The organism is Pseudomonas sp. IT-P294 (assembly GCF_949767865.1).
Classification (GTDB): domain Bacteria; phylum Pseudomonadota; class Gammaproteobacteria; order Pseudomonadales; family Pseudomonadaceae; genus Aquipseudomonas.
The window spans coordinates 439,469-457,698 of record NZ_CATKQW010000022.1 but is presented as its reverse complement, the minus strand read 5'-3'; the positions used below and the strand labels follow the sequence as shown (position 1 = coordinate 457,698).

Annotated in this window: 18 protein-coding genes and 1 other RNA gene; 8 read left to right on the top strand and 11 right to left on the bottom strand. The window is 60.8% G+C overall.

What is annotated here, in order from left to right; translation table 11 throughout:
* Positions 1–42 precede the first annotated feature (42 nt).
* The 9 genes from gcvH to ACM6I0_RS17205 all read right to left on the bottom strand — a co-directional run bounded on the left by gcvH (position 43) and on the right by ACM6I0_RS17205 (position 9,493).
* Entirely contained in the window at positions 43–426 is a 384-nt protein-coding gene (gene gcvH, locus ACM6I0_RS17245) for a glycine cleavage system protein GcvH (protein ID WP_285432984.1), read from the bottom strand.
* 50 nt (positions 427–476) lie between these two features.
* Complete coding sequence (gene gcvT, locus ACM6I0_RS17240; RefSeq protein WP_414922876.1) at positions 477–1,559, bottom strand: glycine cleavage system aminomethyltransferase GcvT; 1,083 nt, start codon at positions 1,557–1,559, stop codon at positions 477–479.
* A gap of 155 nt (positions 1,560–1,714) precedes the next feature.
* Complete coding sequence (locus ACM6I0_RS17235) at positions 1,715–3,331, bottom strand: ABC transporter permease (RefSeq protein WP_414922875.1); 1,617 nt, start codon at positions 3,329–3,331, stop codon at positions 1,715–1,717.
* 113 nt (positions 3,332–3,444) lie between these two features.
* Positions 3,445–4,449 carry an extracellular solute-binding protein gene (locus ACM6I0_RS17230; protein WP_285432987.1) on the bottom strand — a complete coding sequence of 335 codons (1,005 nt, stop codon included), beginning with the start codon at positions 4,447–4,449 and terminating at the stop codon, positions 3,445–3,447.
* A gap of 232 nt (positions 4,450–4,681) precedes the next feature.
* Positions 4,682–5,899, bottom strand: coding sequence for a 2-octaprenyl-3-methyl-6-methoxy-1,4-benzoquinol hydroxylase (locus ACM6I0_RS17225; protein WP_285433004.1), 1,218 nt, complete (start codon positions 5,897–5,899; stop codon positions 4,682–4,684).
* A gap of 9 nt (positions 5,900–5,908) precedes the next feature.
* Positions 5,909–6,394 (bottom strand): DUF4442 domain-containing protein, encoded by a 486-nt coding sequence (locus ACM6I0_RS17220; protein ID WP_285432988.1) that lies wholly within the window; start codon positions 6,392–6,394, stop codon positions 5,909–5,911.
* A complete protein-coding gene (gene ubiH, locus ACM6I0_RS17215; protein ID WP_285432990.1) occupies positions 6,387–7,574 on the bottom strand; it encodes a 2-octaprenyl-6-methoxyphenyl hydroxylase in 1,188 nt (395 codons plus the stop codon). The genes ACM6I0_RS17220 and ubiH overlap by 8 nt, the downstream gene beginning before the upstream one ends.
* Complete coding sequence (gene pepP, locus ACM6I0_RS17210; RefSeq protein WP_414922874.1) at positions 7,571–8,905, bottom strand: Xaa-Pro aminopeptidase; 1,335 nt, start codon at positions 8,903–8,905, stop codon at positions 7,571–7,573. The genes ubiH and pepP overlap by 4 nt, the downstream gene beginning before the upstream one ends.
* A 27-nt stretch (positions 8,906–8,932) precedes the next feature.
* Complete coding sequence (locus tag ACM6I0_RS17205; protein WP_090178283.1) at positions 8,933–9,493, bottom strand: YecA family protein; 561 nt, start codon at positions 9,491–9,493, stop codon at positions 8,933–8,935.
* A gap of 127 nt (positions 9,494–9,620) precedes the next feature.
* On the opposite strand from ACM6I0_RS17205, the gene ACM6I0_RS17200 reads away from it, so the two are divergent.
* The 4 genes from ACM6I0_RS17200 (at position 9,621) to ACM6I0_RS17185 (ending at position 11,045) form a co-directional block, all read left to right on the top strand.
* Positions 9,621–9,830, top strand: coding sequence for a TIGR02449 family protein (locus ACM6I0_RS17200; RefSeq protein ID WP_003213954.1), 210 nt, complete (start codon positions 9,621–9,623; stop codon positions 9,828–9,830).
* Positions 9,827–10,144: a cell division protein ZapA gene (locus tag ACM6I0_RS17195; RefSeq protein ID WP_007942435.1), complete on the top strand. Its 318-nt coding sequence runs from the start codon at positions 9,827–9,829 to the stop codon at positions 10,142–10,144. Before ACM6I0_RS17200 ends, ACM6I0_RS17195 begins: the two co-directional genes overlap by 4 nt.
* A gap of 30 nt (positions 10,145–10,174) precedes the next feature.
* Positions 10,175–10,353: non-coding RNA, 6S RNA (ssrS, locus tag ACM6I0_RS17190), on the top strand.
* An 86-nt stretch (positions 10,354–10,439) separates the two neighbouring features.
* Positions 10,440–11,045 carry a 5-formyltetrahydrofolate cyclo-ligase gene (locus ACM6I0_RS17185; RefSeq protein WP_285432992.1) on the top strand — a complete coding sequence of 202 codons (606 nt, stop codon included), beginning with the start codon at positions 10,440–10,442 and terminating at the stop codon, positions 11,043–11,045.
* A 34-nt stretch (positions 11,046–11,079) separates the two neighbouring features.
* Here ACM6I0_RS17185 and ACM6I0_RS17180 read toward each other — a convergent pair whose 3' ends face one another.
* The gene (locus ACM6I0_RS17180; protein ID WP_285432993.1) at positions 11,080–11,229 is read right to left on the bottom strand and encodes a hypothetical protein; all 150 of its coding nucleotides are present in this window, start codon (positions 11,227–11,229) and stop codon (positions 11,080–11,082) included.
* 201 nt (positions 11,230–11,430) lie between these two features.
* Between ACM6I0_RS17180 and ACM6I0_RS17175 the strand changes: the two genes are divergently transcribed.
* The 4 genes from ACM6I0_RS17175 to ACM6I0_RS17160 all read left to right on the top strand — a co-directional run bounded on the left by ACM6I0_RS17175 (position 11,431) and on the right by ACM6I0_RS17160 (position 16,813).
* Positions 11,431–11,880: an EVE domain-containing protein gene (locus ACM6I0_RS17175; protein WP_285432994.1), complete on the top strand. Its 450-nt coding sequence runs from the start codon at positions 11,431–11,433 to the stop codon at positions 11,878–11,880.
* A 129-nt stretch (positions 11,881–12,009) separates the two neighbouring features.
* Positions 12,010–12,975, top strand: coding sequence for an HlyD family secretion protein (locus ACM6I0_RS17170; protein WP_414922873.1), 966 nt, complete (start codon positions 12,010–12,012; stop codon positions 12,973–12,975).
* On the top strand, positions 12,972–15,695 hold the full coding sequence (gene rbbA, locus ACM6I0_RS17165; protein WP_414922872.1) for a ribosome-associated ATPase/putative transporter RbbA: 2,724 nt from the start codon (positions 12,972–12,974) through the stop codon (positions 15,693–15,695). The genes ACM6I0_RS17170 and rbbA overlap by 4 nt, the downstream gene beginning before the upstream one ends.
* On the top strand, positions 15,695–16,813 hold the full coding sequence (locus ACM6I0_RS17160) for an ABC transporter permease (RefSeq protein WP_285432997.1): 1,119 nt from the start codon (positions 15,695–15,697) through the stop codon (positions 16,811–16,813). Before rbbA ends, ACM6I0_RS17160 begins: the two co-directional genes overlap by 1 nt.
* An 896-nt stretch (positions 16,814–17,709) precedes the next feature.
* Here ACM6I0_RS17160 and ACM6I0_RS17155 read toward each other — a convergent pair.
* Positions 17,710–18,117, bottom strand: coding sequence for a flagellar basal body-associated protein FliL (locus tag ACM6I0_RS17155; protein ID WP_038980837.1), 408 nt, complete (start codon positions 18,115–18,117; stop codon positions 17,710–17,712).
* Positions 18,118–18,230: the final 113 nt, after the last annotated feature.

The window sequence follows — 18,230 nt, the reverse complement described above, 5'->3', positions numbered from 1 at the left end:
AAAAAAAGCCTCGAGTGATCGAGGCTTTTGCTTGTCTGGGGCTTACTCGCCGATGGCGGCTTTGTAGCCTGCGGCATCGAGCAGCTTGTCCAGATCAGCCGCGTTGCTTGGCTTGAGCTTGAAGATCCAGGCGCCGTACGGGTCGGAGTTGAGCAATTCAGGCGAACCGCTCAGTTCTTCGTTGACCGCGATCACTTCACCGGCAATCGGTGAGTAGATGTCAGAGGCGGCTTTAACCGACTCCACCACACCGGCTTGATCTTCGGCAGCAAACACATTGCCGACTTCGGTCAGTTCAACGAACACCACGTCGCCCAAGGCTTCCTGAGCGTGATCGCTGATGCCCACGGTGACGGTGCCATCGGCTTCCAGACGGGCCCATTCGTGACTTTCGGCAAAACGCAGGTCGGCAGGGATATCGCTCATGTTCTGTATCCTCAAGAAAATTGTCAGCGGTCATTGCCCGCCAAAAAAGGTTAGATCAAGGTTTTGCCGTGGCGTACGAAGGTCGGTTTGACCACTCGGACCGGGTACCATTTGCCACGGATTTCCACTTCTGCGCGGTCGGCAGTTGCCATCGGCACGCGCGCCAGTGCAATCGACTTGCTAAGCGTAGGAGAGAAACTACCACTGGTGATCTCTCCTTCGCCAACATTGGCGATGCGGACCACTTGATGAGCGCGCAAAACACCACGTTCTTCAAGGACCAGACCGACCAGTTTGTGCTGAACGCCACCCGCCCGCTCGGCTTCCAGGGCAGTGCGACCGATGAACTGGCGCGTGGCCGGTTCCCAGGCAATGCTCCACGCCATGTTCGAGGCCAGTGGCGAAACGTCTTGATGAATATCCTGGCCGTACAGGTTCATGCCGGCTTCCACGCGCAAGGTGTCGCGCGCGCCCAAGCCGATTGGCGAAATCCCGGCGCCCACCAGATCGTTGAAGAAACCTGGTGCCTGATTGGCCGGCAGAACGATTTCGAGGCCATCTTCGCCGGTGTAGCCGGTGCGCGCGATGAACCAGTCACCGTCGGCCAACCCTTCGAAGGGTTTGAGCATCTGGATCAGGTTGCTGCGGGACTGGGTCACCAGTTCGGAGATTTTATGCCGGGCATGGGGCCCCTGAATGGCCAGCATTGCCAATTCAGAGCGCTCGTTGAGCTGCACATCAAAACCGTCGAGATGAGCCTGCATCCAGGCGAGGTCCTGATTGCGGGTGGAGGCGTTGACCACCAACCGATAACCGTCCTCGAGTCGATAGACGATCATGTCGTCGACGATACCGCCACGTTCATTGAGCATGGCGCTGTACAAGGCACGGCCGGGGCTGTGCAGGCGCGCGACATCATTGGCCAGCAAATGCTGGAGCCAGGCTTTGGCCTGGGCACCGCTGACATCGATCACGGTCATGTGGGATACATCGAATACCCCGCAATCGCGGCGCACCTGATGGTGTTCCTCGACCTGCGAGCCGTAATGCAAAGGCATATCCCAACCGCCAAAATCGACCATCTTCGCGCCGAGGGCGAGATGAAGGTCATACAGAGGCGTACGCTGTCCCATGGGTTTCTCCTTCCGGGCGTGGCGAAGGTGCGGGAAGGTGCTTGACCACTGAAAGCCTTGAAGTACAAGGCTTGCAGCCGATCTCAGCTACCGGGCCCGAAGGACGGACCGCACCGAATGCCGCGCATTGTAGCCTCAAGGTGTAGGACTGGCACCTAGGCGTTTCGATGCGCCGAACGTCGAATCAATCCGATGACCGGTAGAAGCCCGACCAAAACCAGTGTCAAGGCCGGCAGCGAGGCCCTCGCCCACTCCCCTTCGCTGGTCATTTCAAATATCCGTACGGCCAGCGTGTCCCAGCCAAACGGGCGCATCAGCAGGGTTGCGGGCATTTCCTTGAGCACATCGACGAACACCAGCAGCCCAGCACTCAACGTGCCAGGCAGCAATAACGGCAGATACACTTTGAAAAACAGTCGTGGCCCACTGACCCCAAGACTACGTGCTGCTTCGGGCAAAGAAGGCCGTATTCGCGCCAGACTGCTTTCCAACGGCCCATAGGCCACAGCAATGAAACGCACGAGATAGGCCAGCAATAACGCCGACAGACTGCCCAGCAGCAGCGGCTTGCCTGCTCCGCCGAGCCAACCCGACAGCGGAATCACCAGCTCCCGGTCCAGATAACTGAACGCCAGCATGATCGACACCGCCAGCACAGATCCCGGCAGCGCATAGCCGAGATTGGCCAGGCTGACCCCGATACGGATCGCCCGGGTCGGCGCCAGGCGTCGGGCAAACGCCAGCACCAAGGCAACGCTGACGGTGAACAACGCCGCCATGCCCCCCAAGTACAAGGTGTGAACGATCAGCGCGGCGTAGCGCTCATCCAGATCGAAGCGCCCACGCTGCCAGAACCACACCACCAGTTGCAGCATCGGAATGACAAACGCACAGGCGAATACCAGACCGCACCAGCTCATGGCCGCCACAGCTTTAAAACCACGCAGGTGATACAGCGCCTTGACCCGCGGCCGTTCGTTACTCGCCCGATTGGCCCCGCGAGCCCTGCGTTCGCCATACAGCACCAGCATCACCACCAACAGCAACAGACTGGCCAGTTGTGCGGCGCTGGAGAGACTGAAGAATCCGTACCAGGTTTTGTAGATCGCGGTCGTAAACGTGTCGAAATTGAACACCGACACCGCACCAAAATCCGCGAGGGTTTCCATCAAGGCCAGCGCCACACCAGCGCCGATGGCCGGGCGCGCCATCGGCAAGGCGACTCGCCAGAAGGCCTGCCACGGGGATTGGCCCAAGACCCGCGCCGCTTCCATCAAGCCTTTGCCCTGGGCCAGGAACGCGCTACGCGCCAGCAGGTAAACGTAGGGATAAAACACCAGCACCAAAACGATGATCACGCCGCCGGTGGAGCGCACTCGAGGCAACCGCAGGCCGCTGCCGAACCATTCGCGCATCAGGGTTTGCACAGGGCCGGCGAAATCCAGCAGGCCAACAAAGACAAACGCCAGAACGTAGGCAGGAATGGCGAAGGGCAGCATCAGCGCCCAATCCAGCCAGCGCCGGCCGGGGAATTCGCAGAGACTGGTGAGCCAGGCGAGGCTGACGCCCAACAGTGTTACGCCGACACCGACGCCAAGCACCAGGGTCAGCGTGTTGCCCAGCAAGCGCGGCATCTGGGTGTCCCAGAGATGGGACCAGATTTGATGATCGATGGTTTGCCAGGAAAGAAACAGAACGCTCAGTGGCAGCAGGACCAGCGCGGCGATGGCGAAGACCAGGGGATACCAGCGGCGTTGGGCGGGGTGGGCCAAGGAAAAGTCTCGTTTAATGATTGTGCCCACGCTCTGCGTCACGCGTCGACGCGGAGCGTCGGTGGATGCATTCCCACGCAGACGGTTCGACGTGGGAACGATCAGCGCGGGTCTCAGTTCCAGCCGGCCCGATCCATCATGCGAATCGCTTCGGCCTGGCGCTTGCCGGCAATTTCCACTGGCAAGGTATCCGCGACAAACTTGCCCCAGCTCGCGACTTCCGCGGAGGGCTGAACCTCAGGATTGGCCGGGAATTCCTGGTTCACGTCAGCGAAGATCCGCTGCGCTTGCGGCGTGGTCATCCACTCCACCAAGGCTTTGGCGGCTTCTGGATGCGGTGCATGCTTGGTCAGGCCGATGCCTGACAGATTGACGTGCACACCCCGATCCCCCTGGTTTGGCCAGAACAGCTTCACCGCCAGATCAGGTTTCTGCTTGTGCAGACGACCGTAGTAGTAAGTGTTGACGATGCCGACGTCGCACTGGCCCGCATTGATGGCTTCCAGTACCGCGATGTCGTCGGAGAAGACGTCGGTAGACAGGTTGCTGACCCAGCCCTTGAGGATCTTCTCGGTTTTGTCGGCACCGTGCACTTCGATCATGGTGGCGGTCAGGGACTGGTTGTAGACCTTCTTCGCCGTGCGCAGGCACAGGCGTCCTTCCCAGTTCTTGTCGGCCAGACCTTCGTAGGTGGTGAGCTCGCCCGGCTTCACCCTATCGGTGGAGTAAGCGATGGTCCGCGCGCGCAGGCTCAGGCCGGTCCAGGCATGGGCGGACGAGCGGTATTGCAGCGGAATGTTGGCGTCGATCACCTTGGAGGTGAAAGGTTGCAGGATGCCCATCTGCTCGGCTTGCCAGAGGTTACCAGCATCGACGGTGAGCAACAGGTCGGCGGTGGCGTTCTCGCCCTCGGCCTTGATGCGCTGCATCAGCGGCGCTTCCTTGTCGGTGATGAACTTCACTTGCACACCGGTTTTCGCGGTGTAGGCATCGAAGACCGGTTTGATCAGCTCGTCGATACGCGAGGAGTAAACCACCACCTCGTCAGCGGCCTGAGCAGCGGTGCTGCCAATCAGGGTCAGGGCGAGTGCGGTCAGTAGACGCTTCGGTGCCAACATGGGAGCGATCTCACGATTGAAAAAATGAGGCCAAATGATAAGGACTCACATTTAGCTTCTCAATCAAACAGTTCGCGGAGGAGTTACCAGATGTTGCACCGCTCGAAATTGGCGGTGGAATGTTCCTGCCCTATCGCGAGCTGGCTCGCTCCCACAAGGGATCTTCGGTGTTCACAAAACCAATGTGGGAGCGAGCTTGCTCGCGATGGGGCCATCAGCCGCAATGAAGTGATCAGGCCTTGGCCAGCGCCGGCAGATCCCCGATCAACCCCAACGCCTCACGCACAAACAGCGCCTTGGCCTCGGGCATCTGATCGACCATCTTCAAGCCCGCGTTACGCAACCAGCGAACCGGCAACGGATCGGCCTGGAACAAGCGCTCGAAGCCTTCCATCGCCGCCATCAAGGCCAGGTTGTGCGGCATGCGCCGACGCTCATAGCGACTGAGCACTTTCACATCCGCCAACCGCTCGCCACGTTCCGCAGCCTGCAACAGCACTTCAGCCAGGACGGCGGCATCGAGGAAGCCCAGGTTGACGCCCTGCCCGGCCAGCGGGTGGATGGTATGGGCAGCGTCGCCGATCAAAGCCAGGCCCTCGGCCACGTATCGCTTGGCATGACGCTGGCGCAATGGCACGCACAGACGCGGATCGGCGCTTTGAACCGTGCCGAGCCGGCCTTCGAAGGCTCGCTCCAGCTCGCGGCAGAACGCCTCATCGTCCAGCGCCATCAAGCGCTCGGCTTCGCTCGGCGTGGTCGACCAGACGATCGAACACCAATCCTGTTGTCCGTCGCGGTCCAACGGCAGAAACGCCAGCGGACCGTTGTCGGTGAAACGCTGCCACGCGGTCATTTGATGCGGTCTGGAGCAGCGCACGCTGGTGACGATCGCGTGATGCAGATAGTCCCACTCGCGCGTTGCCACGCCGGTCAGGCGCCGCACCGCTGAGTTGGCGCCATCAGCCGCAATGACCAGCGGCGCACGCAACGTGCGGCCATCGGCCAGGGTCAGCAGCCAGTCATCGCCGGAACGGCGCATCTGCTCAAGGCGCGCATTGGCCAGCATCCCCAGGTCGCAGTCGTGCAAACGATCGAGCAAGGCGTCCTGAACCACGCGGTTCTCGACGATATGCCCGAGCACATCGGCATGCACGCTGGCAGCCGAGAAGTGGATTTGTCCGGTGCCGCTGCCATCCCACACATGCATGTCGGTGTACGGGCTGCTGCGCCGGTTGGCGATGCCGTCCCACACGCCGAGGCGTTCCAGAATCCGCTGGCTGGCAGCCGACAAGGCGCTCACCCGTGGCTCGAACGGTGCTTGCCCGTCGAAGGGTTTGACGCTCATCGGGCTGCCATCGAGCAGCAGGACTTCCAGCCCGCTGTCCTGCAACGCCAGCGCCAAGGCGCTGCCGACCATTCCGGCCCCGACAATCAGCAGATCTGCGCGCATTTCCATGCTTTAAGCCTGTCTCGCTTGCGGCTTGCGCCGCACGTAAAGGGTTTTTCCGACCCGCGCCACCAGGTGACCGGCGCCGTCATGAATATCGACCTGCAACTGCGGCAGGTATTTTTCGCCATTGGCCGTCTGCCGGCGGATCTCGTCGAGCAAGGTGTCGTCGATCGTGAAACGGGCGAACACCGGACCTTTGCCCGGCTTGATGAAATCGATGTCGGCGGCCTTGTCCCAGACGATGTAACGGTGACCGAGGTTTTCCATCAGCATCAGCATGAAAAACGGGTCGACCATCGAATACAGGCTGCCGCCAAACTGGGTGCCGACGTAATTGCGGTTGTACCAGCTCAGGCCCATGGACACTTTGATGTCGCGAAAATCATCGCTGATGTGCTGAACCCGAACCCCGGCCCCCAGATACGGCGGGTAGAAGGTCATGACCCAGCGCATCAACCGCGCTTTGCCGAACGTGTCGGTCAGCCACTTAAGCATCGGGACGTGTACCCAGACCCATGGCTTGCCGGGCGAACCAGCGCTTGGCCGGTGGCAGCAGATCGAGGCCGAGCAAGCCGATGTTGCGACCCAGCGAAACCAGCGGCTGGGTGCTGCCAAACAATCGGGTGACTTGATCGGAGAAGCCCACGGTGAGGTTCTGATCCAGGCGCTGGCGCTCGCGGTAAGCCTGCAAAGTCGCAAAGTCGCCGGGCGCTTTCTCGCTGGCCAACAAGGCATCGGCCAACGCCTGGGCATCACGCAAGGACAGGTTGAAACCCTGGCCGGCAATCGGGTGCAGGCTGTGGGCGGCGTTGCCAAGGATCGCCAGGTGCGGGCGCACCTGCTCTTCGGCCTCGATCAGCGTCAGCGGGTACAGATGCCGCGCGCCCACCTGTTTCAGGGTGCCAAGGCGATAACCGAACACGCCCTGCAATTCACTGAGAAAGCTGCGCTCATCGAGCGCCGCCAACCGTTGCGCGTCCATCCCCAGGCGGGTCCAGACCAGGGCGCAGCGGTTTTCCGGCAGCGGCAGCAACGCCATCGGGCCGTCGTCGGTAAAACGCTCGAATGCCATGCCGTTGTGGGCTTCACTCGGGGTGATATTGGCGATCAGGGCGCTCTGGTTGTACGGGCGCTTCCTGATGCCGATCCCCAACTGCTCGCGCAGGCCGGAACGGCCGCCATCGGCCAGTACCGCAAGGTCGCATTCCAGTGTGGTTTCGTCGTTGAGGGTCAGGCGATAGCCATCGGTCAACGGTTCCATCCGCGTCACTTCCGCCGGGCAACGCCAAGTGACCACGTCCTTGTCCAGGCCTTGCCAGAGGCATTGGCCTAGCCAGGCGTTTTCCACCACATAGCCTAGGGCCGGAACGCCTTCTTCCATCGCGGACAAGCGCGCAGTGGAAAAACGGCCACGGTCGGAGACATGAATCTGCTTGATCGGCTCAGCGCGACGGGTGATTTCCTGCCACACGCCCAACCGTTGATAAATTTGCTTGGCACCGTAGGACAACGCTGAAGAACGGGCGTCATAGCTCGGCTGATAAGTATGGCCGGGAGCAAACGGCTCGATCAGTACGATCTTCCAACCGCGCGCCTTCGCCCCGGCCTGCAAGGCCAACGCCAGACTGGCGCCCACCAGGCCACCACCGATAATCGCCAGATTGACTCGGCTCATGCCGCGTGCGTCCTTGCAGTGGCCATCAAGGCCTCGATCTCGGCGACGGTTTTAGGCACGCCGTTGGTCAGGATTTCACAACCGGTTTTGGTCACTACCACGTCATCCTCGATGCGCACGCCGATGCCGCGCCATTTCTTCGCTACGTTCTGATTGTCCGGCGAGATGTAGATCCCCGGTTCAACGGTCAGCGCCATGCCGACTTCCAGCACGCGCCATTCGCCGCCGACCTTGTAATCGCCGACGTCATGCACATCCATGCCCAGCCAGTGGCCGGCGCGGTGCATATAAAAGGCTTTATAGGCTTCGCTGGCGATCAGCTCGTCAACGTCGCCTTGCAAAAGGCCCAACTTCACCAGCCCCGCGGTAATCACCCGGACCGTGGCTTCGTGTGCCTGATTCCAGTGTTTGTTCGGGGCGATCTCGGCGAATGCGGCTTCCTGGGACGCCAGCACCAACTCGTAGATCGCCTTCTGTTCAGGTGAATACTTGCCGTTGACCGGCCAGGTGCGGGTGATGTCGCTGGCATAGCAGTCGATCTCGCACCCGGCATCGATCAGCACCAGATCGCCATCCTTGAGCACCGCATCATTCTCCTGGTAATGCAGGATGCAGCTGTTGCGCCCGGACGCGACGATCGAACCGTATGCCGGCATCTTCGCCCCGCCCTTGCGGAATTCGTAATCGAGTTCGGCTTCGAGGCTGAACTCGTGCAGCCCGGCCCGGCTGGCCTGCATGGCGCGGATGTGCGCCTGGGAGGATATCCGCGCGGCTTCGCGCATCACCTTCACTTCTGCCGCCGATTTATACAGGCGCATGTCGTGAAGCAGATGATCCAGGGCAACGAATTCGTTCGGTGGCTGCGCGCCGAGGTGCGCTTTAGAGCGGATCACGTTGATCCAGTCCATCAGGTGACGGTCGAATTCCGGATTGCTGCCCATGGCCGAATAGACTCGGTCGCGCCCTTCGATCAGGCCCGGCAGGATGTCGTCGATGTCGGTGATCGGGAACGCGTCGTCAGCGCCGAAGTCGCGGATCGCGCCTTCCTGGCCGGCACGCAGACCGTCCCACAACTCGCGCTCGGCGTTGCGCTCACGGCAAAACAGCACGTATTCGCCGTGCTCTCGGCCAGGCATCAGGACGATGACGGCTTGAGGCTCGGGGAAACCGCTGAGGTACTGGAAGTCGCTGTCCTGGCGGTAGACATGCTCGACGTCGCGGTTGCGGATGGCTACCGCGGCGGCGGGCAGGATGGCAATGCTGTTGGGTTCCATCTGCGCCATCAAGGCCTTGCGGCGACGGCTGTATTCCGATTTCGGGATATGAATCATGGGCAGATGGCTTTCCCTGGCAAACGATTAATGCAGCGACGGTTTGGCCGCGGCCGGCGCATCTGCTTTTTTGGTTTCGGAAAACAGCAGCAATGGCGCGACCCGCAGGTATTCCATCACTTCCATGTAGTCGCTTTCACCGTCTTCGGACTCTTCCAGGGCGTCTTGCACCTGGGAAATCGCCGCCAGGTCCTGCAACACTTCGGTGGCCTCGGTGCTCAGCATGCTGCTGTCACGGCAGTTCAGCCCGAAACCGCTGAGGAAACCCTGGCACCATTGGCCCAGTGCTACGGCACGATCAGCCAATGGTTCGTCATCGGTCGGCAGCAGCAGAACGACGGTCACGTCGTCGCCGGTGAGCTCGCCCTTGACCATTTCCTGCAAGCCGATCAGGGCGTTGCGGACATTGTCCTGTGGCTCGTTTTCGAGCAGTTCGGCAGCATCAACCAGCCAACCTTCGGCGTCGAAACCTGCACCGGCGCAACTGCGACCGAGCAACAGGCCGTGCAGTTCGGCAGGCGAGACGTTATGACCGCTGGAAGTCAGCAGGGTGGCGAAGGCTTGGTACGGGGAATTCTGAATGGGCATGGGCAGCTAGGCGCCAGACGGCGCTATGTCTAGAATGAAGGCCTTGTATCCTACATCGACAGACTCGCCAAGACTATTAAAGGCTGTCCGCCATCTACCCTCCATCAGACCGAATTCAGTGGACACAATGGAAGACACCGACCTGCAAGCGCTGATGGCAAGACTCGAACTGCTAATTAATCGGGTCGAGCAACTAAAGAGTCAAAACGGACTCCTATTAGCTCAGGAAAAAACCTGGCGCGAGGAACGCGCTCACCTCATTGAAAAGAACGAAATCGCCCGGCGTAAGGTCGAATCAATGATTTCGCGCCTCAAGGCCCTGGAGCAAGACTCATGAGTTCAAGCAATAGCGTTACCGTGCAGATCCTCGATAAAGAATATTCGATCATCTGCCCGCAAGAGGAGCGCAGCAATCTGGTGAGCGCCGCCCGTTACCTGGACGGCAAGATGCGCGAAATCCGCAGCAGCGGCAAAGTCATCGGCGCCGACCGTATTGCCGTGATGGCCGCACTGAACATCACCCACGATCTTCTGCACAAGGAAGAACGCCCGGATGTACAGGCCAGCGGTTCGACTCGCGAGCAGGTTCGCGACCTGCTCGATCGCGTCGATCTGGTGCTCGCCACTGATCCGGACGTCACCAAGGGCTGATTCGGCTGGCGGCTTGGGTTATACTCGCATCACTCCCTGGGGTGCTTGCCAGTTGACCACGTCCCTGAGCCGATTCGCACTACCCTGGAAGTTGCACGTTGGGCTGGTGTGCATGTCCGCTAGACGGAAAGCCTTAAAGCCTACTGCATCTTCCACCTTGAACTTTCGGGTTCAAGGGCTAAGTCAGCAGCGGTTCATCCGGGGAGCCTGATTTGTGTCCGATGCCGGTTTAATTACCGGCATCGGCTTTTTTACGGGTACGCTTTATGTACTCGTCCTGCAGAAGCCTGAATTCATGAACGAACCTGCGCAGCTACCCCGCCCGCAACTTCGACGCATGCTGCGCAAGGCCCGCCGCGCACTGACGCCCAGTCAGCAGCGCCAGGCTGCTCGCGGGTTGTACAAGCAATTGGCCCAGCAGCCATTGTTTCGCCGCGCAAAACACATCTCCCTGTATCTGCCCACCGACGGTGAAATCGATCCGCGCCTGTTGCTGCGCGCCGCGCAACGCCGGGGCAAGGCGACGTATCTGCCGGTGCTCAGTGCCTGGCCGCGGACTAAAATGGTGTTCCAGCGGATCCGTCCCGGCGAGACACTCAAACCCAACCGTTTCCGCATTCTTGAACCCCGGGCAAACATCGCCCGGCAACGCAAGGTATGGGCGCTGGACCTGGTGTTGCTGCCATTGGTAGGGTTTGACGACGTCGGCGGACGCCTCGGCATGGGCGGTGGTTTCTATGACCGGAGCCTGGCCTATATGGCGCGCCGCCAAACCTGGCGCAAGCCAACGCTGCTGGGACTGGCCCATGAATGTCAGAAAGTCGAACGATTGGCTCAAGCGAGCTGGGATGTGCCGTTGCAAGGAACGGTGACAGACAGGGCGTGGTATTTCGCAGGCTAGACGCCACTGGTATCAGCGGCGTCCGAAGACGGGTTCAGCGTTTGAAAGCCGAGGGTTTTTGCTGGGCGATTTCGATTGGCGCGTCGGTCTTGTTGCTCCACAAGCTTTGGGCATAGCCAGTGGTCACGACGCCGAGGCCGAACAAAATAACCAAAATCCATAGTAAATCCGGTTTGCGTTTCATCGATTGCCCCCCAAAGGCACATCAATACGATGACAGCAGCGGTTTCCGTTGTAGGTGTAGGCCGTGCAGCAGCGTCAAGCTTAGAAGGCCGGCATTTTGCGACAACGTGAACTGACACGCAAACGCTGGCGTCAACCGACCGTCGGTTTGTCATAAAATCGCCCGATAACTTGCCCAACCACCTCGCAAGGAGCAAAAACGATGGCGTACTGGCTGATGAAATCCGAGCCCGACGAGCTCTCGGTCAAAGACCTCGAGAAACTGGGTCGAGCGCGCTGGGACGGGGTTCGCAACTATCAGGCGCGCAACTTTTTGCGTGCAATGGCGGTGGGCGACGAGTTTTTCTTCTATCACTCCAGCTGCCCCGAGCCCGGGATTGCCGGAATCGGCAAGATTGTCGAAGCCGCGTACCCGGACCCGACGGCACTGGAACCTGAAAGCCATTACTACGACCCGAAGGCCAGCGCAGAAAAAAACGCCTGGAGCGCCATTGATGTCGCGCATGTCGAGACGTTTGCCAAGGTGTTGAAGCTCGATTATCTAAAGCAGCAAACGGCGTTGGAGCAGATGCCATTGGTGCAGAAAGGCTCGAGATTGTCGGTCATGCCGGTGACAGCCGAGCAGTGGGCGGCCGTTCTCGATCTACGCTAAAAAATCAAAACCACTTCGCCATCCCTTTTGCGTGCAGAACCGGGTTAGCCTGTGTCCCAGTTGACTGGCATCAACTCGCCCCGGCGTTTGCTCTGCCAGACTAGGACGCAATAGCCGCAGGATGCCAGCATGTCGACTCACAGCCGCTCTTCGATTCTTTTTGCCAGCGCTTTGCTGGTTTTACTGCTGGCCGCCGGGGGCTTCGGTTACTGGAAGTCGATGCATGACCGATTGCCCGAAGGCTTGTATGTCGGCAACGGCCGGCTCGAGGCCACGGAAGTGCAGATCGCCAGCAAAACCCCTGGTCGACTGGCCGAAGTGCTGGTCAATGAAGGCGACAAGGTCAGCAAAGGCCAACTGCTGGCCCGGATGGACACGCGCACCCTCGAAGCCCAGCGCGATCAGGCGCAAGCCGAGGTGTTGCGCGCCCGGGAAAACCTCTCCGCCGCCCAGGCCAACGTGCAACTGCGCCAGAGCGAACAACTGCTCGCTCAACAGGAACTGAAACGGTCTCAGGAACTGTTCAAACACGGTTTCGTGAGCGGCCAGATCATTGATCAGCAACAAGCCCGCCTGGACACCGGCGGTGCAGCCGTCGCAGCGGCCCGAGCGCAAGTCTCGGCGGTCGGCGCAGCGATCGGAGCGGCGCAGGCACAAGTTGCCATGTTGACCAGCGAAATCGATGACAGCAGCCTGCGCGCGCCCATCGACGGGGTGATCCAGTTGCGCATGGCCGAACCCGGCGAAGTGCTGGGCGCCGGCGGACGGGTGCTGTTGCTGATCGACCCCAGCGACCAATACATGAACCTTTACCTCTCGGCCTCCATCACCGGACGCCTGGCGGTCGGCGAAGAAGCGCGGATCCTCCTCGACGCCCTGCCCGACCATCCGCTGCCGGCAAAAATCAGCTTCGTCGCGGCCAAGTCGCAATTCACCCCCAAGGAAGTCGAGACGCGCGACGAGCGGCAAAAACTGGTGTTCCGCGTCAAGTTGCGCCTGACCGATCCGAGCGCCCTGCCCCAGGCTAAACCGGGCATGCCGGGCGCCGGTTACGTGCGCACGGCGCCGATCAACTGGCCGGCCAACCTGCAATGACCAACCTGGCGCTGCAAGCGACCGGCATCAACCACCGTTACGGCAAGCAGCACGCGCTCAGTGACATCCTGTTCAGCCTGCCGGCGGGCACCCGCTGCGGGTTGATCGGCCCCGATGGTGCCGGCAAGTCGAGCTTGCTGGGACTGATTGCAGGCGTGAAAACCCTGCAGGACGGTCAACTGGACGTGCTGGGCGGCTCGATCCAGGATCGCCGCCACCGCACGAGTCTCTATGCCCGTATCGCCTTCATGCCCCAAGGCTTGGGCGGCAACCTTTACCCTGATTTGTCGATCAGCGAGAACATCCACTTTTTCGCCACCCTGTTCGGCCTGTCGAAAGCTGAATTCGATGAGCGCATGCACAGCCTGTTGCTGGCCACCGATTTGCTGCGGTTCGCCGATCGCCCGGCGGGCAAGCTCTCGGGGGGCATGAAACAGAAACTCGGGCTGTGTTGCGCATTGATCCATGAACCAGACCTGCTGATTCTCGACGAACCAACGACCGGCGTAGACCCCTTGTCCCGCCGACATTTCTGGGAGTTGGTCGACGACGTACGCCGCCAACGCCCGCAACTGACATTGCTCGTCGCCACCGCCTATATGGAAGAAGCCGAGCAATTCGAACATTGCCTGATGCTCGACGGCGGCAAACTGATTGCCACGGGACTGAGCAGCGAATTGGCCGCCGCGACGCCCAGCGGCAAACTCGACGAAGCATTCACTCACTTTCAGGGCGCCAGCGGCCACGACAACCTGCCGCTGGTGATACCACCCAGGACCGGCGCCAGCACGGATATCGCCATCGAGGCCCACGGCCTGACGTTGCGCTTTGGCGATTTCACTGCGGTGGATAACGTCAGTTTCGCCATCGGTCGCGGTGAGATTTTCGGCTTTCTCGGCTCCAACGGCTGCGGCAAGACCACCACCATGAAAGTCCTCACCGGGTTGATGCCCGCCACTGAGGGCAGCGCCACCCTGCTGGGCAATCCGGTAAACGCCAAGGACCTGGCCACCCGCAAACGGGTCGGTTTCATGTCCCAGAGTTTCTCGCTGTATGGCGAACTCAGCGTGCGACAGAACCTGGACTTGCATGCGCGACTGTTCGATTTGCCCAAGGCCGACAGCGCCCGGCGCATTGACGAACTCATCCAACGTTTCAATCTGGACAGTGTCGCCGATCAGCCGTCCGGCGCCCTGCCCTTGGGTTTGCGTCAGCGACTGTCGCTGGCCGTGGCGGTGCTGCATCGCCCGGAAGTGCTGATCCTCGACGAACCCACCTCCGGCGTGGATCCGGCCGCGCGAGACGACTTTTGGCGATTGCTGATCGAACTGTCCCGCGAGCAAGGCGTGACCATTTTCCTCTCCACGCATTTCATGAATGAAGCCCAGCGCTGCGACCGCATCTCGTTCATGCACGCCGGCAAGGTACTGGCCTGTGACACCCCGGCGGCCTTGCAACAACAGTTCGAGGGCGAAACCCTGGAAGCAGCGTTTGTCACTTGCCTGGAACAGGCCCAAGGCACAAGCGAAGCACCGACGCCTGCGGTGCCCACCGAAGTAGCCGTCGCACCGCCTCCACCGATGAAGCAACGTGGTTTCAGTGTCGCTCGCCTGGTGGCAGTGGCCAGCCGCGAAGCCAAGGAGTTGCTGCGCGATAAGGTGCGGATGGCGTTCGCTTTGCTCGGGGCGATCTTCATGATGGTGATCTTCGGCTATGGGATTTCCCTGGACGTGGAAAAACTCGCGTTCGCCGTGTTCGATCAGGACCAGACGCCGCAAAGCCGCACCTATTTGGAAGCGTTCCGCAGCTCGCGATACTTCGCCGAACAAGCGCCGATTCGCGACACCAAAGAGCTGCATCGACGCCTTCAGCGCTCGGAAATCAAATTGGCGTTGGAAGTGCCGCCAGGTTTTGGCCGGGATTTGTACGCCGGACGTCAACCGGCCGTGGCTGCCTGGCTTGATGGCGGCATGCCGTTTCGCGCGGAGACCAGCCGCAATTACGTGGAGGCGGTGCATCAGGCCAACATTGAACAGTTGGCCGAACAGAGCAGCCCTGCACTGAATCGACAAGCCGCGGCCACACTGCAAACCCGATTCCGCTACAACCAGGATGTCGTCAGCGTCAACGCCATCGGCCCCGGGGTGATGGCGCTGATTCTCGCGTTCATTCCGGCCATGCTCACTGCATTGGGGATCGTGCGGGAAAAAGAGCTGGGGTCGATCACCAACTTCTACGCCACGCCGCTGACACGCCTGGAATTCCTGCTCGGCAAACAAGCGCCGTACCTGGCGGTCAGCCTGATCAACCTGGCGGTGCTGACAGCCATGAACCGCTGGTTGTTCGGCGTACCGTTCAAGGGCAGCGGCCTGACCCTGGCCTTCGGCGGGCTGCTGTATGTGCTGGCAACCACCAGCATGGGCCTGCTGATCTCGGCATTCACCCGCACCCAGATCGCCGCCATCCTCGGCACGATGATCATCACCAGCCTGCCGACTATCCAGTTTTCCGGTCTGATCGTGCCGCGCTCCTCCCTGGAAGGCGCCGCCGCAGTGATGGGCATGCTGTTTCCGGCCGGTTACTTTCTCGATATCGCCGTCGGCACCTTCACCAAAGCGCTCGACCTGCGACAGTTATGGCCCCAATGCCTGGCGCTGTTCGGGTTCTTTCTTGCCTTCACCGGGCTGAGCCTGGTGATGCTGAAAAAGCAGGAGGCCTGATGCACAAGCTTGCGCATATTTTTCGGCTGGGCCTCAAGGAGCTGACCAGCCTGCGGCACGACAGTGTGTTGCTGGTGTTCCTGTTCTACGCCTTTACCGTGGCGATCTATATGCCCGCCGCCGGCTCGGTGATTGGCGTGCACAACGCCAGCGTAGCGATGGTGGATGAAGATCACAGCCACCTGTCACGCCAACTGGCGCAAGCCCTGCAACCGCCGGAGTTCCAGCGACCGGTGCTGCTGCCTTACGCGCAACTCGATCAGGTCATGGACAGCGGGAAATACACCTTTGTGATCAATGTGCCGGCGAATTTCCAGGCGGATCTGTTGGCCGGTCGCCAACCGGCGGTGCAAGTGAACGTGGACGCCACGGCCATGAGCCAAGCGTTCATGGGCGCGGGTTACATCGGGCGGATCTTCCAGCGCGAACTGCTCAACTACGGTGGGCAAAACGATCCCGCCAACCAGGCACCGGTTCTGCTGACCACCCGCTCGCTGTTCAATACCAATCTGGAAGGTGGCTGGTTCCTGGCGGTGATTCAGATCGTCAACAACATCACCATCCTGGCCATCATCCTGACCGGCACGGCACTGCTGCGCGAGCGTGAACATGGCACCCTCGACCATTTGCTGGTGCTGCCGTTGACCGCGCTGGAAATCATGCTGGCGAAAATATGGAGCAACATGCTGGTGGTGGTGGTGTGCACCTGGATTTCGCTGGAAGTGATCGTCAAAGGCGCACTGGGCGTGCCATTGGCGGGCTCCATGAGCCTGTTTTTGATGGTCACCGCGGTTTATCTGTTCGCCAGTACGGCGCTGGGGATTTTCCTCGCGACCCTGGCTCGCTCGACGCCGCAATTCGGCCTGCTGGCCATTCCGGTGATCATTCCGATGCTGTTGCTGTCCGGTGGCAGCACGCCGCTCGACAGCATGCCGCAATGGCTGCAATGGGTGATGCAGGGGTCACCATCAACGCACTTTGTCAGCCTCGGCGCCGCCATCCTGTTTCGCGATGCCGGGCTGAGCGTGGTCTGGCCGGACCTGTTGGCATTGAGCGCCATCGGGCTGCTGTTCTTTGCGATTGCGTTGATGCGGTTTCGCAAGAGTCTGGCGTCTTGAATGGTGGCGGTTTTGGGGGTGGGGTTGGGGTTGGGGTTGGGGACATATCCGTTTTTGGGGTAACGGCGGCTATTGGTTCCGCCCTGACGGCGGGTTACTTGGAAAAGCGCCAAGTAACCAAGCGCTTGCGCCCCTGACGTACGGTGCCTCGCTTAGGCTCGGCATTCCCTCACTCCGGTCCTGCTCCGTGGGCCCGCCGCCATCGGCCATCCATGGCCGTGGGCGGCTAACCCGGCATCCATGCCGGGTTGCCCACTGCGCAGAACCTGCGTTCGGCCTTCCGACGGGGCAGATCAAGATCAAGATCAAAAGCGGAAGGCGAGCTAACGCTCGACCTGAAGAGTGGTGAGGAGCGACGGGTGTACACCGTTGATCGTTCCCACGCTCCGCGTGGGAATGCATCCCGTGACGCTCCGCGTCACCCTTGCGCAAGACTCAAGTCTGGTGTCGACAGCGGAACGCAGAGCGTCCCCGGCGGCATTCCCACGCGGAGCATGGGAACGATCACGACCATCACGACGCGCAAGCGTTGAGCAAACAGGCCGGCCCGCAGGCCGCCTCGCTTTGGCTTTTGCGGTGCATGCCCCATCGAGAGGCCGAGCGCAGGTTCTGCGCAGTGGGCACCGCGGCAAGGATGCCGCGGTAGCCGCCCCCGGCCATGGATGGCCGATGGCGGCGGGCCCACGGAGCAGGACCGGAGCAAGGGCATGCCGAGCCTTAGCGAGGCACCGAACGTCAGGGGCAAGAGCCCTTGGTTACTTGGGGCTTTTCCAAGTGACCCGCCGTCAGGGCGGAACCCTAAGCCGCCGTTACCGCAGAAACGGATATGTCCCCAACCCCAACCCCAACCCCAAAACCATCTTAAGTGAACAGAACTACTAGCAAAACGGGGGGGCTCACTGAATGATCAGGTTGTTAAACAACAAATCCTCAACCACCGGCTTACCCGTTTCATCGTTCATCACTTGCTGAGTCTGCTTCAGGGCTTCCTGGCGCAGCTTCTCCTTGGCTTCGACGTTATTCATCGCCTCGGTCGTCTGCTGTGCGAACAACGCGACCAACTGATTGCGGATCAACGGCTCGTTGGCCTTCACCGCTTTGGTGGCCTCCTCACCGGTCACGCGCAATGCCACATCGGCCTTGTAGACCTTGAGCTTTGGCGTACCGTCCAGCCCGTAATTGCCCACGAACGGCGGGCTCAAGGTGATGTAATTGACCTTCGGAGCTTCACCCTCTTTGGCTTCTTCGGCCATCGCTGCCACAGGCAGAGACAGGGCCAGCAACAACATGATCCACGCTTTCACAATTCGCTCCTTATCCGGTTTGCGGCCTAGCATAACGACCCGCCGCTCAAGCACAAGCTTATGGCTGACTATCAGGGTCGGGCATGCTCGTTGACCCATCGACTCACACACCT

Coding starts and splice junctions, on each gene's coding strand:
- gcvH (WP_285432984.1), bottom strand. CDS start 426: ATGAGCGATATCCCTGCCGACCTGCGTTTTGCCGAAAGTCACGAATGG.
- gcvT (WP_414922876.1), bottom strand. CDS start 1,559: ATGGGACAGCGTACGCCTCTGTATGACCTTCATCTCGCCCTCGGCGCG.
- ACM6I0_RS17230 (WP_285432987.1), bottom strand. CDS start 4,449: ATGTTGGCACCGAAGCGTCTACTGACCGCACTCGCCCTGACCCTGATT.
- ACM6I0_RS17225 (WP_285433004.1), bottom strand. CDS start 5,899: ATGCGCGCAGATCTGCTGATTGTCGGGGCCGGAATGGTCGGCAGCGCC.
- ACM6I0_RS17220 (WP_285432988.1), bottom strand. CDS start 6,394: ATGCTTAAGTGGCTGACCGACACGTTCGGCAAAGCGCGGTTGATGCGC.
- ubiH (WP_285432990.1), bottom strand. CDS start 7,574: ATGAGCCGAGTCAATCTGGCGATTATCGGTGGTGGCCTGGTGGGCGCC.
- pepP (WP_414922874.1), bottom strand. CDS start 8,905: ATGATTCATATCCCGAAATCGGAATACAGCCGTCGCCGCAAGGCCTTG.
- ACM6I0_RS17205 (WP_090178283.1), bottom strand. CDS start 9,493: ATGCCCATTCAGAATTCCCCGTACCAAGCCTTCGCCACCCTGCTGACT.
- ACM6I0_RS17200 (WP_003213954.1), top strand. CDS start 9,621: ATGGAAGACACCGACCTGCAAGCGCTGATGGCAAGACTCGAACTGCTA.
- ACM6I0_RS17195 (WP_007942435.1), top strand. CDS start 9,827: ATGAGTTCAAGCAATAGCGTTACCGTGCAGATCCTCGATAAAGAATAT.
- ACM6I0_RS17185 (WP_285432992.1), top strand. CDS start 10,440: ATGAACGAACCTGCGCAGCTACCCCGCCCGCAACTTCGACGCATGCTG.
- ACM6I0_RS17180 (WP_285432993.1), bottom strand. CDS start 11,229: ATGAAACGCAAACCGGATTTACTATGGATTTTGGTTATTTTGTTCGGC.
- ACM6I0_RS17175 (WP_285432994.1), top strand. CDS start 11,431: ATGGCGTACTGGCTGATGAAATCCGAGCCCGACGAGCTCTCGGTCAAA.
- ACM6I0_RS17170 (WP_414922873.1), top strand. CDS start 12,010: ATGTCGACTCACAGCCGCTCTTCGATTCTTTTTGCCAGCGCTTTGCTG.
- rbbA (WP_414922872.1), top strand. CDS start 12,972: ATGACCAACCTGGCGCTGCAAGCGACCGGCATCAACCACCGTTACGGC.
- ACM6I0_RS17160 (WP_285432997.1), top strand. CDS start 15,695: ATGCACAAGCTTGCGCATATTTTTCGGCTGGGCCTCAAGGAGCTGACC.